Origin of the sequence: Nostoc sp. DedSLP03 (genome assembly GCF_034530815.1) — a bacterium.
Lineage (GTDB): Bacteria > Cyanobacteriota > Cyanobacteriia > Cyanobacteriales > Nostocaceae > Nostoc.
On record NZ_JAVRCK010000045.1, the window covers coordinates 1 to 16061 of the forward strand.

Genomic DNA, 16061 nt, shown 5'->3' on the forward strand with positions numbered 1-16061 from the left:
GTACATAAATACTATTAATTAGTGATCGCGCTGTGCCAGTTGCGTAAGTCCTGATAGAGAATTACTCATATTCGATCGCACCGCCCAGGCATGAGAAAATCATCAGGTAATACAATCGCAACAGTTGCGATGATGGCACGGAAGGAAAAAAGATGTCGGAGAATTTGAGAAGCCAAGTTGTAACGCAAGGAGTGCAGCGATCGCCTAATCGAGCTATGCTGCGTGCAGTTGGTTTTAAAGATGAAGATTTCAATAAAGCTATTGTGGGCATTGCCAACGGCTACAGTACGATCACTCCCTGTAATATGGGGATAAATCAACTGGCACAAAGGGCAGAGGTGGGGATTAAAACCGCCGGAGCAATGCCGCAAGTATTCGGTACGATTACCATTAGCGATGGGATTTCGATGGGAACTGAAGGGATGAAATATTCCTTAGTATCGCGGGAAGTGATTGCCGATTCCATTGAAACCGCCTGTACCGGACAAAGTATGGATGGTGTACTAGCCATTGGCGGTTGTGATAAAAATATGCCAGGGGCAATGCTAGCGATCGCTCGGATGAATATCCCTGCAATATTCGTTTACGGTGGTACAATTAAACCCGGTCACTATAATGGACGCGATTTAACTGTTGTCAGTTCTTTTGAAGCTGTTGGTCAATACAGTGCTGGAAAAATTGACGAAAAGGAATTATTAGAAGTTGAAGGTCGAGCTTGTCCTGGTGCTGGTTCCTGTGGGGGAATGTTCACAGCTAACACCATGTCTTCAGCATTTGAAGCGCTGGGAATGAGTTTACCCTATTCTTCGACAATGGCAGCCGAAGATGCCGAAAAAGCCGACAGCACCGAAAAATCAGCTTATGTGTTAGTCGAAGCGATTCGCAAACAAATATTACCCCGGCAAATTATCACCCGCAAATCTATAGAGAATGCTATTTCTGTGATTATGGCGGTGGGTGGTTCGACCAATGCAGTACTGCACTTTTTAGCGATCGCTCGCGCCGCTGAGGTAGATTTAACTATAGACGACTTTGAAACTATCCGCGCTCGCGTTCCCGTTTTGTGCGATCTAAAACCAAGTGGTAAATATGTCGCTACAGATTTGCACAAAGCTGGTGGCATTCCGCAAGTAATGAAGATGTTACTTGTGCATGATTTATTACACGGTGATAGCCTCACCATCAGCGGTCAAACCATTGCAGAGATATTAGCAGACATCCCAGAAGAACCATCTGCCAATCAAGATGTGATTCGGACTTGGGATAACCCTATGTATCCTCAAGGACATTTAGCCATCCTCAGAGGTAATTTGGCAACAGAAGGGGCTGTCGCCAAAATTACCGGGGTGAAAAAACCAATCATTACCGGGCCTGCACGAGTATTTGAATCAGAAGAAGCCTCTTTAGATGCAATTTTGGCTGGTAAGATTCAAGCTGGTGATATTCTAGTCATCCGCTACGAAGGGCCCAAAGGCGGCCCTGGAATGCGAGAAATGTTGGCTCCCACTTCGGCAATTATCGGGGCTGGTTTGGGTGATGCTGTAGGATTAATTACCGATGGACGTTTTTCTGGCGGGACTTACGGTATGGTGGTTGGTCATGTTGCTCCAGAAGCAGCAGTTGGTGGTGCGATCGCGCTTGTAGAAGAAGGCGATAGTATTACTATTGATGCACCCGCTCGTTTATTGCAGTTGAACGTATCCGAAGAAGAATTGGCTCGTCGTCGTGCCAACTGGCAACCTCCGGCTCCGCGTTACATTAAAGGCGTGTTGGCAAAATATGCCAAATTGGTGTCTTCTAGCAGTATTGGTGCTGTGACAGATTTGGACTTGTTTTAGTTAACCTGACAACTGTGGCGCAAGTTTGCCTACCTTTAACAAGGGGCTTCAGCCCCTTGTCTGGCTATTTGAGATGGTCGCTGAATTTATGCTGTTCTGTAATAGTTCGATCTAGCGATCGCTTCTAAAGAATTTGCAAGGACAAACTCACTAACTTACTTTGCGATCGCAAGCGTGTAGAACAAACTGCTGTATCGAAACAACTTGTCAGATGAAATACTGTTGATTGCCTCTAAGTTTGGAAGCTATTGAAGAGGGATGTTCTGTATTTATACCAGATTTTTGCCTGAATTTTATGAGTTTTTGGAAAAATCTTGAAAAAGTTTCAGGAAATTTACATAGAAGAAGTGATGTCAATCGATATACTACAGAAATACCATTGACCATCAACTGCTGAAAAACCTAAAAGGGCACAAAATGAGTTCTGAATCTAACGTCAAACTGACGATCGCTCTTTCTAATCCAGATTTAGATGCAGAGGAGCAAGAACGAGAAGCACGGAATCTGCTGCGAGAAATCAAAGACTTAGATGTTGAAAGTGCTGAACTAGTAGCAGCTACAGAAATACCTCAAGGAGCCAAATCTGTTGGTGGTTTTCTAGTGGGGGTGTTGCAGACAGAGGTGAGTCTTGCCAATTTTAAGAAATTACTGGGATTTTTAGGCGATCGCTTGGGCAACAAAACCATTGAATTGGAAGTTGAGGCTAATGGTAAGAAACTGAAGGTGAAAGCTAGCAGTCAGGAAGAGTTAAACGCTGCCATCGAACAAGCTCAAAAGTTTATCGCAGGTAACTAAGAAATTCCAGCAGTAAGGAAAAATAACAAGATGGCGAAAGTAGCACTTCTAATAGGAGTCAGTGAGTATGAGCCTGGTCTTAGTCCATTACCAGCAACAATAAAAGATGTCGAAGCCATGCAGCGAGTTTTGTTGCACTCAAAGATTGGTGGTTTTGATGACGTAACACTGCTACTAAATCCTCAACAGCATGAGATGGCGGTAGCTATCGAAACCTTGTTTGATGGTCGTCAAAAAGATGACCTCTTACTGCTGTTTTTCTCTGGACATGGAATTAAAGATGAGAGTGGTAAGCTTTACTTTGCAGCTCGTAATACCCGCAAAACTGACAAAGGAGTATTAGTTAAGGCAACAACAGTAGCAGCTAGTTTTGTACATGAAGTCATGAATAATAGCCGTTGCAAACGTGAGGTAGTCATTCTTGATTGTTGCTTTAGTGGTGCGTTTGCCGAGGGTATGCTAGCAAGAGATGATGGTTTTGTGGATATCAAAAACCAATTGGGCGGAGAAGGGCGAGCTATTCTAACATCTTCAACTTCCACCCAGTATTCTTTTGAACAGCAAGGTTCAGATACTTCGACCTACACCCGCTACATAGTTGAGGGTCTGGAAACTGGTGCAGCAGATAAGAATGAAGATGGTTTGATTTCCGTTGATGAATTGCATGAATATGCCACTAAAGCAGTACAAGAAGCTACTCCTGCAATGAAACCGGAGATATATGCCATCAAAGAAGGCTATAAAATCAATATTGCTAAAGCACCTATAGATGATCCTAAGCTCAAATATCGTCGAGAAGTTGAGTATTGGGTAGAGAGTGGTAACGGTGAGATTTCTTTTACGGGTCGCGCTGCATTGGAAGGACTACAAGAGGAACTGGAACTAACATCTGAGGAGGCTGCTGCAATTGAAACTAAGGTTTTAGAACCTGTGGAAGTCTACAAGAAAAAATTGCAGCGATATGAACAGGCGTTCCGCAATGAGATTAAACTTGGGTTTCCTCCCAGTGATAAAACTCGCACTAATTTGAAACGTCTTCAGCAAGCATTGGGACTCAGAGATGAAGATATAGCTCTAATCGAAGCTCCGATAATTGTCGAACAGCCACTTATCACATCTCCAGTAGTTTTTCCACCTTCACGTCTCCGAAATAGCAATTTTCTACAATATGTGGGAACCAGCATAATTGGAGTATTTCTTGGTGGTATTTTAGTCTACTTTTTACCGCGCAAAACCCCAAATACGCCTCAACCGATAGTTCAGACTCCAATAAATTTATGTACTAAAGATGCGTATAATTTGAATGACAGAATTAGCTTGGGTGAAGAAATTTTATTAAAAAAAGATACAAACTCAGATAAAGAAGCTGGAGTTAATGCATTTTTCGAGGGTAAGTGTCAGGTTGCTATTGATAAGTTAAATTCATATCGCAAAGCTAACCGCACAGACCCAGAAGCATTAATTTACTTGAACAACGCTAAGGCTCGTCAGAAAGAAGATAAACTCAAAATTGCCGTGAGCATACCCATTGGTACAAATCCAAACGTAGCAAAGGAGATCCTACGCGGTGTGGCTCAAGCTCAAGATGAGGTGAATAACAGTGGTGGTATCAATGGCAAAGCTTTAGAAGTCGCGATTGCTAATGATGATAATGATCCAAGTGAATCTGCACAGCTTGCCACTCGGTTTGGCAAAGATACCAACATCTTAGCTGTCGTGGGACATAATTCTAGTAATGCTTCTCTCTCGGCAGCCCCAGTCTATCAAAGAGACGGGTTAGTGATGATCTCTCCCACCAGTTTTGCCCAAAATCTTACTAGTGTTGGCAATTATATCTTCCGCACTGCTCCTAGTGTTAAATCTATAGCAGATAGCGTCTCTTATTACGCTATTAAAATAGCGGGGAAAACCAATTTTCTTATCTGTGTTGATTACCAAGGGATAGATAATCAGTCGTTTAAAAGTGAGTTTGTTAAAGCGATAAAGGCTGCTGGCAGTCAGATCAATTCTACAGAGTGTGATATTTCTGCCCGTGACTTTAACCCTAGTGTTGTCATTTCTCAAGCTGTAAGTAGTGGTGCTAATGCTTTGGTGTTAGGTCTTTATATAGACAAAATAAAACAAGGTCTAGCGGTGGCAGAATCTAATCAAGGGCAGTTGACTGTATTTGGTAGTCCTACACTTTTCACTGACGAAACCTTAAAGAATGGCAGAGGTATCAACGGACTGATAATCTCTGCACCTTGGTATCCCGCAGCTTTTCCTAATAACATCTTTCCGCAAAAAGCCCAAAAAGTTTGGGGTGCAACTGTCAATTGGCGAACAGCTACGGCTTATGATGCAACTTTGGCGATCATCGCAGGTTTACAACGAACCAACAGACGCGATGAATTGCAAAAGGTATTGCATAGTTCGAGTTTTTCAATCGATGGTGCAACGGGAAAGATTCAGTTTTTACCATCAGGCGATCGCATAAACAATGAAATCTTCTTAGTTAAAGTTCAACAAATATCTGGCAAGGATAAATATCAATTTGTGCCTATTCAACCTTAGTTTTGTAGCAATTAATAGCGATCGCACTTACTCATTCTGATATTTCAAAATAGCGATCGCACTTATTTGTTGTGAGATTTGGAAATAGCGATCGCATCTAGTTTTTAATTTATATTTAAAAAAAATATACCATTCCTAAATTATTTGTGAAAATTTAGATCCCCGACTTTTCAAAGAAGTCAGGGATCTAGGTATTGCGAAATAGCTTCTTTGCTAAAATCCCTCACAAAATATCTGAATTTTCACCCAATTCTCTCAATCTAGCTGCTAAACGAGCCGCTTTTGCAGCTGCGGCTTCTTCTCGTACACCAGCAGCTTCGGCTTGTGCAACTGCGGCTTGTGCTTGTGCAATAGCAATTTCCGCCTGGGTGACTGCGGCTTGTGCTTGTGCAGCAGCAGCCTCGTCTGGTAACAAAACTAAATTACCAGCTACATCGTAAAACCGCAACCATACCGCCGTTTCTCTGTCTATTGTTCCTTCATACGTTCCCAACCATAAACCTAATTTTTGACACCACAACCAACCACGCTCATTCGGTGTCAAAGATTGATATTGCTGATTACGATCTAAATGCCACCCTTGCAAAGAAGTCGGGTCAAAGGGGTCATAGACAAAATAATCTGAAGTATGAAAAGTTTGTTCGTAAAGGTCTTTCTTAACAATTTTATCTATTTTGGCTGTAGATGGTGACATTAATTCTACAATCACATCAGGATAACGACCGTTTTCTTCCCATACTACCCAACCTTGACGAGAATTAGTCCCGTCCACATTCAAGACAGCAAAGAAATCGGGGCCGCGGAAATCCTGGTTACGTACTTGGGCGCTGCTGTAATAAATAAACATATTGCCCCCGGCGAAGAAATCATTCCGATCGATCCAAGCTTGTTGCAATGACCGAATCAACACATTCATGGCAATACGGTGGCGATTTGATTCTAAGGGTTCACCATCATCAAAAATTAAATCTGTAGGTGGTGTGGGGTGTTCCCAGTCTATAATGGCTCTTGGATTGTTTTCGGTAGTCATGAGCGATCGCCTTTCTCAGAAAGCCTTAGATTTTTATCATAAATTATTCTTTACCCAATCTCTAAAATTACGCATAGCTTGACTTCTGCCAATTGTTAAACACTGCTGAACATATTCATTGACTAATTCAACAATTGGGATACCAGGAAAATAAGGACTAGATTCAGATTTTATATATTTCCCTTCTTTTAGCAATAAAATTTCTAAACCTTGTTGTGTATGTCGCCAAAGTTCAGGAACTCCAAAATTTCATAATTTTGAAATCGAGTGCGAGAAGTAATATCAATTTCGATTGCTAAATCTGGTGGTGGGTCTATATTTAAATCAATACGATTTTTGCCAATTATAGCAGCTTGATTTTGAATATAAAAACTTGTATCTGGTTCTACTGCTTGTCGCATTCGCTCATTTTTAAGTGTTGTGGAACCAAAAGGCTCAAAATCAATTTTGAGTTTGTCTAATAAACCTCTCACTAATTCCCCAATATATTCTTTATCTTTTTCGTGTTCTGATAGCGGAACCATAATTTCTAACCAACCATCGCTATAAGAAATACGTGCTGCACGTCTTTCTCCCATTTCTTCTAAAATATCTTCTAACTGCTGCCAACTAATATCTTGGAGTAACATTTGTTGACCAGGTTTAACAACAATTTGTTGCAGTTTTAAAAGCATATCACCTCAAAGAGTTGATGTAGTAGTAATTGTATATAGCAGATAAAATTTACAAATCAACTTTCTTAAAGTATATCGCCTATGACCATTAGTGTATAAATTAACCAAAATAATTCATTGATATAATCTTTGATTGTTTCAATTTTGTCAGCAATTTTTAATTCTTACTTGTTAAAGGAATACGGATGGTAAACTCTGTTCCATATCCTGGAGTTGAATCAACTTCAATAGTCCCTCGATGTTTATCTACAACAATTTGATAGGCGATCGCCATTCCTAATCCGATTCCTTTACCCACAGGTTTAGTAGTAAACATGTGGTCAAATACCCGTTGCTTGACATTCTCTGACATCCCAATACCATTGTCGTAAATCTGAACGATCGCGCAATGACTTGATTTGTCAATTTGGGTTTGGAGCTTAATTTGATTGGGGTTAGTTTTAAGCTCCTCAAAACTTCGTTTTTGGCTGGCTTCTTCTAGTGCATCGATTGCATTCACGAGAACATTCATAAACACTTGATTGAGTTGCCCTGCGTAGCATTCTACTAGCGGTAGATTGCTGTATTGCTTAACGATCTGAATTTCTGGTAGATTGGGCGTGGCTGTAAGGCGACGGTTCAAAATCATCAGAGTGTTATCTAATCCTTCGTGAATATCTACAAATTTCATATCTGCTTCATCGAGGCGCGAGAAATTACGCAGCGACAGCACAATTTCACGAATGCGTTTGGTTCCCACTTGCATTGATGCCATTAATTTGGGTAAATCTTCTGCTAGAAACTCAATATCAAGGTCTTGAATGCGATCGCTAATTTCGGGGGTAGGATTTGGGTAGGTTTGTTGATAAAGCCTGAGTAAATCGAGAATATCTTGGCTGTAAACGCTGGCATGGTTGAGATTGGCATGGATAAAATTGGCGGGATTATTGATTTCATGTGCCACTCCAGCCACTAATTGTCCCAGACTAGACATCTTTTCGGTGTGGATGAGTTGAGCTTGAGTATTTTGCAATTCTTTTAAGGTTTTGCTGAGTTGTTGCGCTTGCTTGCTAGCAATCAAGGCGCGATCGCGAATCTGTTCGTATAGTTGCACCTGTCGCCATCCACTAATCAACCCAATTAATAGCAATCCTCCTAAAACTGTAGTCAACAGGTTCAATGCGTGTAATGGCGATTCAATATTTTCTTTTGGCACAATTAACGCTACTGACCAATTTGCTTCTCTCAGAGGAGTGTAAGCAATATAGCTCCATTTACCATCCAGTTGAATCAATTCAATATTTGTGCGTTTAGCTACCATTTTTTGGCTAATTTCAGCTAATCTGGGATTGCGCGAGTTCAGAAAACTTTTGGCAGCTTTTTCGGGTGTACCAATTAGTTCTTTGTTGGGATGGGCGATGGGAACTCCTTGAGAATTCAGCGCAAAGGCATAGCTGACTTTACCTTGATGTAAATTGCCGATCGCCTCAACGACTCGGTTAATTGGAATTCCTCCCATTAAAACACCTGCTGCCTTTATGCCTGTTTCAGCAGGAATCGGCGAACTAATCTGAATCTGTAACTGTTTAGTTGTGCGTCCAATAATTGGATCGGTTGCTACTGTTTCACCCGCTATACTCCGCTGAAAAAATTCTCGGTCTTTAACATTGAGATGATCGTGGTGAGTATTAATTAATGCAGCATCCGGTGTTACCAACCCCATGAGCAAAAACGTTTGCAGCCGCTTCAACTCAGATTGCAAGTAAGGTTCCATTACAGGCCAATCGAGCGATCGCACCACAGTAGAATTTGCCAAAGTTTTAATTTCTGTTTTCCGAATGGCTAACCAGTTATCTATATCGTCTTGACCTCGCCGTGTTTTTAACAGTACTTGTTCTTTGAGACTAGTGAGTAGCAATCCCTTAACAATCTTGTAACTAGTGATAGCTGTGGCACTAATGCTAATAGACAGAATTATCACAATTGATAATAATATAAACTTTCGCGATCGCCATTTAAATGAGTAGTATTTTTTGTTGCTTTGGGCATTCCATCGGAGATTAATTTTCGACCAGATTTTCCGCAATTTAAGCATCATCGTCGCTTTCCTCCAAACTACAATTTAAAAAGCAAAAATGAAAAGTGCCGAGTAAAGTGGAAATTACTCAGCACTTATAACTCAGAACTCAACACTAATTATTGTTGTTGAGCAGAGATTTGAATGACAAACTCTGTACCTTTTCCAAGTTCGGAAGTACAAGAGAGCGAACCACCATGTGCTTCTACCACAATTTGACGAGCGATCGCTAATCCTAATCCAGTGCCTTTTCCTACAGCCTTGGTGGTGAACAAATGGTCAAACACTTTTTGTTTAACCTCTGGTGACATCCCCACGCCATTATCAGCAATCTTAATCAAAACATTTTGACCTGAATCTACTACACGAGTTTGAATAGTGATGCAATTGGGGTTGGCAAGAATCGCTTCCAAACTGCGTTCTGTATTGTATTGTTCAAGCGCATCAATGGCATTGGCTAACAAGTTCATAAACACTTGATTAAGTTGTCCCGCAAAGCATTCCACTAGGGGTAGTTTGCCATAATTCTTCACCACTTCAATTGCTGGACGGTTTTCATTAGCTTTTAAACGGTGTCTGAGAATCAGAATAGTACTATCAATCCCTTCGTGAATATCAAAAGGAACTTTATAATCCTTATCTGCTCTGGAAAAGGTTCGCAAACTGGTACTGATACTACGAATCCGGTTAACACCCAATTTCATCGAATCTAGTAATTTCGGCAAATCTTCGCGTAAATAATTCAAGTCGATGGCATCAATTTCATCTTGAATATCTAAACCGGGATTGGGAAAATTTTGCTGATAAAGATTAATTAATCCAAACAAATCTTTAACATAATCTTTGGCAGGTTCAATATTACCAGCAATGAAGCCTACAGGATTGTTGATTTCATGAGCAACACCTGCTACCAGATTACCAAGGGCAGACATTTTTTCATTTTGCACCACTTGCAATTGCATCGTTTTGAGTTCTTGCAATGCTTGCTCCAACTGTTGTTTTTGTTCCTGTAACAATTGTTGTGCTTGTTGGCGTTCAGTGATATCTTCAGATGTGGTTAGGATGCCAAAAATGTTTCCTTCTCTATCTTTTAGAGGAATTTTATTTGTATTAGACCACTTTTGTTTTCCATCTACTTGTTGCACTGTTTCAATAATATTGAGTTCTGCTTCTCCAGACTCAATGATGCGGCGATCGCGCGCTACAAAAAAATCTGATTGCTCCTTAGTCCAGCGAAGGTCATAATCTTTTTTACCAATAACATCTTCTGGCATTCCTAGACCCCAAGTTTGCGTAAATTTATGATTACAGCCTAAATAAACACTCTTGCAGTCTTTCCAGAAAACAGATTGTGGAATATTATCAATAATTAATCGCAAAAATTGTTCCGTCTGTCCCAGGTTTTCTAGAGTATTTTGTGCTTGCTGATAAAGCCTAGCGTTTTCTAGGGAAATTGCAGCTTGAGTACATAATAGATTGAGAATTTCAACGCGATCGCTAGTAAACGCCCCAGTCATCAAATTGTTTTCTAAATATAAAATCCCCAAGAATTTCCCTTGATAGAGAATCGGCGTACACAGCAAGCTTTTGGGTTGCTGACGAATAATATAGGGATCGCCTATTAGCGCCGTATGCAATGTTGTATCAAAGATAACGGTAGGTTGTAGGCTGCGTTTAACGGCGTAAATTAGGCTATGGGGAACGTCTGCACTATCTTCTACAAAAATGGACTGTAACACCGTTGATTGTTGCCCAACTTGAGCCATCGCCTCAACTAGCAATCTGTCTTCTTTAAGCAGTAGTAACGCACACTTATCTGCTCCAGCATTTTCAATCACTACTTGTAGCAACTTCGTAAGTAATTTATCTAGTTCAATTTCACTGGAGAGAGTCTGAGAGGCTTTTAAAACTGTTGCCAAATCTAGCATTACTGATGTGTTGCTGCTAGATGTTACTGATTTATGAATGCTTGGGTGGAAGGTAGCAATGCTGTCAATATTTGCGATTGTGTCATTGGGTGTGAGTAGCGATACTCTTTCAGAGTCACTTCGTGAACGCGTCTGTTGTAAAATTGGAGCTAGGAGTTGTGGATAACGCTGTTCTAAGTCATCGACTTTGGCTTTAGCACCCCAGCGTGTGTAGCAATAGTAAGCATTAATCAAATACTCTTGAGCAATGCGTTCTTTATCCCACTCTAAATAAAACTTGGCTGCAAGTTCATTGGCGAGAGCTTCTTCGTTGAGGTATTCGTTTTCTTTGGCTTTGGTAATGGCGCGATCGTAATACTCAATTGCCTCTGCTTTCGCCCCCAAAACTCGACATTTTTCTGCGACAAGTAAAGCATGGCGGTGAGCTTGATTGCTGGGTGCACGATCTGCCCAGATACTAAGTTTTTCTTGATGGGCTGTCACCCTTTGTAGAATGCTGATTTGGTCTGTCTCACTGGCATTTGAATAAACTGCTAATCGAACCAATGCATCGTAGAAATAGAAGATCGGAACCAGCACTAGTCCGGTGACTGCACCCAAATACGATTCTGCCAGTTTGGCGTTTTGCAGAGCTTGTTCATAGTGTTGAAACAGGTAGGAGAGGAACAGTTTGTTGAAATAAACCTGATATAGTCCTGCTCCCTGATTCGTTTTGAGGAAAAGCTGAATTATTTCGTTCTCATCGCAGTATTCGCCAAGCAACCGCTCAGGTTCAGCCGCAACCTCCAACAGATTGACTACAACCTGATGATAAATATTTTGTGTGTGGAGACAACTATCTTGGCGCAATTGCTGAATAACCTGGCGATGAGCTTCTATCCTTTGTCTAAAGGAAGATAGTTCCTGACCACTCCAGTAAGCTGTGTAGCAATAACACATTAGACTGAGAGCGACATACTCAATGTCACCGATTTCCAGCCCACTGGAGTAACTTTGCAAATATCCTTCCAGGGTATATTTTGCAGGTTCTTGCCAATGTCTGAGGAAGCAGTTAAAAGCAAAAATGGTTTTAGCGGTTAGCTTGGGGGTATGAATGCGTTGTAGGAGATTTGCCCCTAGTTGCCCAAACCGATAGCCTGCGTCAATATCTCCCAATATGGCAACCAAAATTAACCCATACATTACATAGCCATGAGTCGATTCTGGAGCATTACCATATTTTACTGATAAATCGAACTCGGCAAAGATCACCAGGGGCAAAAGGTCAGGGGCAGCTTGATAGGCAGCAGAAATAATGCTGGATAAAATGACCATTGCCGCTTTTTTCTCCGGTGCGGCCATTTGCGGTAATTCCAATAAAGATTCGATTGACCTATCGTTGAGCAAGGTTTGGGTGTGTTTCAGTGCTTGTTCGATGTCTGCTGGGGTGGGTCGTTCCGGCAAATGTACACCCAGATGCTTGAGGATTTCTCGTGCTAATTGCAAGGCTTCTAGCTGTTGATGTTGTGCCATGCAAGCCTGGATTTTAATACTGTAGATATTTACTCGATCCAGCCAAGATTGGGCATGATTTACCGCTATCTCAGCTAACTGTTCCATCTGTTCAAAATCGGTGCAGAGGTAAGCTGATTCTGTTGCTCCTTCATACAAGATCAGGGCGAGATTGTATTGGCTGTGCCAACAGTTAGCTGTTAGCATAGTAATACCTGTGTTGAAATAGTCTAAAGCTGCTGCGTAAGCTGTTGCACTCTTGGCTTTAAGCCCAGCCGCCAAGTTTAACTGCACTAGTTCCTGTTGCTCCTGCCGATCGCTAATCAAAGCGGCCCCTTGATTGAGGTGGTTGACGATCGCAAAAATTTTCTCATCTCGTTCATTTGCAGTCATGGCTTGTTGCAGCAAACGCCCAATATGCAGGTGAGTAACTTGCTTTTGATTGTCAGGAATTAGTGAATAGGCAGCTTGCTGAATGCGATCGTGAATAAATTTGTAGCTGATGGTTATTTGTCCATAGTCATTGTGGCTATTGACCAATGAATGCTGTTGATAAAACTTGTAAACATCACTGGTAGGAATGATAAATCCTTCTTGGAGTGCTTTCCATAACCCATCTGCCGTTGTTGCCTCAGACTGTTCATAAACGATCGCTAATGTTGCTAAATCAAAAGAGTTTCCTATACAAGCCGCTAATTTTAAAACCTCTTGAGTTTCTATTGACAATTTTTGAAGCTGAATTGCCATAAACTCTACTACATTATCTGTAAGGGCAAGCGATCGCACTTGAGCAATATCACATTCCCACCCCCCTTGACTTCCCCCCTTACGAAGGGGGGACTGAGGGGGGTTAAATGTAATTAGTCGATCCTGATATAGTGCTTTGAGAAACTGGGTGCTGAAGAAAGGATTACCTTGAGTTTTGCTCAATACCAACTCAGTTAATGGTGTAGCTAATGCTAGGGAGCAACTCAATGTATCTGCAACCAAATGATTGACAGACGTTTGATCGAGAGGAGCTAAGGTAATCGTATTGGCTGTAGCGCCCAACTTCTGAATCTCTTCCAAAGCCAGCATCAGTGGATGCATTGGGTTGACTTCATGATCTCGATAAGCCCCAATTAATAGTAGATAGCCGATGTCAGCTTTGCTCATTAACAGGTGCATTAACTTTAAAGAAGCAGAATCTGCCCATTGCAGATCGTCAATAAAGATCGCTAATGGATGTTCTGATGCAGTGAAGACTTGAGTAAATTTCAAAAACAGCGAATTGAAGCGATTTTGTGCCGCACTTCCAGAAAGTTCTGTTACGGGTGGCTGTTTACCAATCATGCTTTCCAGTTCTGGAATGATCTCAATCATCACTTGTCCGTTGTCACCCAAAGCAGAGAGAATTTTGCACTTCCATTGCTCGAATTGAGCGTCTGTTTCACTCAGCAGTTGCCTGATTAAGTCTCGAAAGGCTTGCACAAAGGCAGATAAAGGGATATCGCGTTGAAATTGGTCAAATTTACCTTTAATGAAATAACCCCGTTGTCGTACAATTGGCTTGTGGACTTCGTTTACCACAGCAGTTTTGCCAATGCCAGAGAAGCCCGCTACCAACATAATTTCAGTGCTTCCCTGACTGACTCTTTCAAAGGCATCCAGTAAACTTTGAACTTCGCCTTGGCGACCGTAGAGCTTTTCTGGGATGATAAAGCGATCGCAAATATCTCGCTCACCTAATTGAAGGGATTTAACCCTGCCAATTTCTTGCAATTGAGACAAACATTTTTCTAAATCAAATTTTAGCCCTAATGCACTCTGATAGCGATCTTCAGCATTTTTCGCCATCAATTTCATCACAATCGCAGAAAGAACTTCGGGAATAAATTCTTCATTTTTGAATTTTGAGTCGCACCTTTGGTGCGCTTCCAGCGCAACTTGAATTTTGAATTGATTTGGAAGCTTTGCAATATGACAGTGAACCAACTCCATCGGATCGTTAGACTCAAAGGGTAGATGTCCAGCCAGCAATTCATAGAAGGTAACGCCAAGGGAATAGTAATCACTGCGATAGTCAATTCCGCGATTCATCCGTCCGGTTTGTTCTGGAGAAAGGTAAGCGAGAGTACCTTCTAAGACGTTGGGATTATGAATTTCACGGGTTTCTCTAGGTAAAAGAGAGGCAATACTAAAGTCAATTAACTTGACTTGCTTAGTTTCCGGGTTGATGAGGATGTTGGCAGGCTTAATATCTTTGTGGATAACCCGATGGCGATATAGTCCTTCAAGAATATTACTTAGAGCGATCGCAATATCCAAGAACTCTGTCAAAGTATATTGATTGCTCGCCATTTTTTTGTTGAGCCAATCTCTGAGGGAAATACCACCAAAATCCTCCATCACCAAAGCATAGCTGTTGCGGTAAGGTTCCAAGCTGTAGGGATGAACAATACCGGGTAGGTCAAGATTTTTAGCAATAGTGTACTGATTACGGAACAGCAGCAGTTCATTGAAGTTAGGATACTCTTGCTGAAGCAGTTTAATCACAACCGGAAGTCGATCGGCTTCTCGAATAGCACGGTAAACTACGGTTCTAGAGCCTGCATAAAGTTGTTCGCTAATTTGATAGTTCAAAAGCTTGTCCATCGGCTCAACTGCTGTATTCATACTTCATCAACTCTTGTGAAATCAGCTACTTATTTAAAGTAGTTTGCCCAAGAATAAGCTTTTGCTAACTCAGTTTTCTTTTGAGCGTAGGCATCTCAAGCAAAACTTTCACTATTTCCGGTAAAATCAAGTTCTGAGGACTGTGGATTTGGGAGAAACTTGGGGTGGCTACACTTGGCGTTAATATTGACCACATCGCCACTATCCGGCAAGCGCGGCGGACGGTGGAACCAGATCCAGTCGCGGCGGCGGTGCTGGCAGAATTAGCGGGTGCTGATGGAATTACAGTGCATTTGCGCGAAGATCGGCGGCATATCCAAGACAGGGATGTGCGAATATTGCGGCAAACAGTGCGATCGCATCTTAATTTAGAAATGGCCGCTACAGATGAAATGCTGGCGATCGCTCTCGATATCAAACCAGATTACGTGACTTTAGTCCCCGAAAAGCGCGAAGAAGTCACAACAGAAGGCGGACTAGATATTGTCGGGCAAATTGCTAGAATAGGTGAGATAGTCGATAAATTGCAAAGCGCTAGCATTCCAGTTAGTTTATTTATCGATGCCGAACCAGCACAAATTGAAGCATCTGTCAAGACACAGGCGCAGTTTATTGAATTACACACCGGACAATATGCTGAGGCTAAAGATGAAACAAATCGCCAGCGAGAATTAGCCATATTAGCCAAAGGGTGTGAACAAGCGATTCAAGCCGGATTGCGAGTTAACGCTGGTCACGGACTCACCTACTGGAACGTCTATCCGGTGGCTGCGCTTCCAGGCATGGAAGAACTAAACATTGGTCATACCATTATCAGTCGGGCAGCATTAGTAGGTATAGAAAGGGCAGTCCGCGAGATGAAGCAAGCTATAAGAGGGAATGGGGAATAGGGCATTGGGAAAGACGAGACAGGAGGCAGAAGTTCTACAATGTTTGAATTTTGAATTTTGAATTTTGAATTTTGAATTTTGAATTGATTTCTCCCCTGCTCCCCCTGCCTTCCCTGCTCCCTATATAAAAAGAGGGGTTGTCACTGCGAAA

The 16061-nt window shown here is 41.7% G+C and carries 7 protein-coding genes and 1 pseudogene; 4 read left to right on the forward strand and 4 right to left on the reverse strand.

Features of this window, described 5'->3' with window-relative positions; all coding sequences use genetic code 11:
- Positions 1-152 precede the first annotated feature (152 nt).
- The 3 genes from ilvD to RM368_RS21285 all read left to right on the forward strand — a co-directional run bounded on the left by ilvD (position 153) and on the right by RM368_RS21285 (position 5186).
- Positions 153-1838 carry a dihydroxy-acid dehydratase gene (ilvD, locus tag RM368_RS21275; protein ID WP_322695873.1) on the forward strand — a complete coding sequence of 562 codons (1686 nt, stop codon included), beginning with the start codon at positions 153-155 and terminating at the stop codon, positions 1836-1838.
- A 417-nt stretch (positions 1839-2255) separates the two neighbouring features.
- A complete protein-coding gene (locus RM368_RS21280) occupies positions 2256-2633 on the forward strand; it encodes a hypothetical protein (protein WP_322695874.1) in 378 nt (125 codons plus the stop codon).
- 30 nt (positions 2634-2663) lie between these two features.
- Positions 2664-5186, forward strand: coding sequence for a caspase, EACC1-associated type (locus RM368_RS21285; RefSeq protein WP_322695875.1), 2523 nt, complete (start codon positions 2664-2666; stop codon positions 5184-5186).
- Positions 5187-5409: 223 nt separating this feature from the next.
- Here the strand turns inward: RM368_RS21285 and RM368_RS21290 are convergent, their stop codons facing one another.
- The 4 genes and pseudogenes from RM368_RS21290 to RM368_RS21305 form a co-directional block, all read right to left on the reverse strand.
- Positions 5410-6216 (reverse strand): Uma2 family endonuclease, encoded by an 807-nt coding sequence (locus RM368_RS21290; protein ID WP_322695876.1) that lies wholly within the window; start codon positions 6214-6216, stop codon positions 5410-5412.
- 36 nt (positions 6217-6252) lie between these two features.
- Positions 6253-6890 (reverse strand): annotated as a pseudogene (locus RM368_RS21295) (Uma2 family endonuclease).
- 157 nt (positions 6891-7047) lie between these two features.
- The gene (locus RM368_RS21300; protein WP_322695877.1) at positions 7048-8967 is read right to left on the reverse strand and encodes an ATP-binding protein; all 1920 of its coding nucleotides are present in this window, start codon (positions 8965-8967) and stop codon (positions 7048-7050) included.
- 98 nt (positions 8968-9065) lie between these two features.
- Positions 9066-15020, reverse strand: a complete 5955-nt coding sequence (locus RM368_RS21305; RefSeq protein ID WP_322695878.1) for an AAA family ATPase — start codon at positions 15018-15020, stop codon at positions 9066-9068.
- A 164-nt stretch (positions 15021-15184) separates the two neighbouring features.
- On the opposite strand from RM368_RS21305, the gene RM368_RS21310 reads away from it, so the two are divergent.
- Positions 15185-15910, forward strand: a complete 726-nt coding sequence (locus tag RM368_RS21310) for a pyridoxine 5'-phosphate synthase (protein ID WP_322695879.1) — start codon at positions 15185-15187, stop codon at positions 15908-15910.
- Positions 15911-16061 lie beyond the last annotated feature (151 nt).

What these genes read in the sequence shown, in the direction of transcription:
- ilvD (WP_322695873.1), top strand. Translation starts at nt 153, where the DNA reads ATGTCGGAGAATTTGAGAAGCCAAGTTGTAACGCAAGGAGTGCAGCGA.
- RM368_RS21300 (WP_322695877.1), bottom strand. Translation starts at nt 8,967, where the DNA reads ATGATGCTTAAATTGCGGAAAATCTGGTCGAAAATTAATCTCCGATGG.
- RM368_RS21305 (WP_322695878.1), bottom strand. Translation starts at nt 15,020, where the DNA reads ATGAATACAGCAGTTGAGCCGATGGACAAGCTTTTGAACTATCAAATT.
- RM368_RS21290 (WP_322695876.1), bottom strand. Translation starts at nt 6,216, where the DNA reads ATGACTACCGAAAACAATCCAAGAGCCATTATAGACTGGGAACACCCC.
- RM368_RS21285 (WP_322695875.1), top strand. Translation starts at nt 2,664, where the DNA reads ATGGCGAAAGTAGCACTTCTAATAGGAGTCAGTGAGTATGAGCCTGGT.
- RM368_RS21280 (WP_322695874.1), top strand. Translation starts at nt 2,256, where the DNA reads ATGAGTTCTGAATCTAACGTCAAACTGACGATCGCTCTTTCTAATCCA.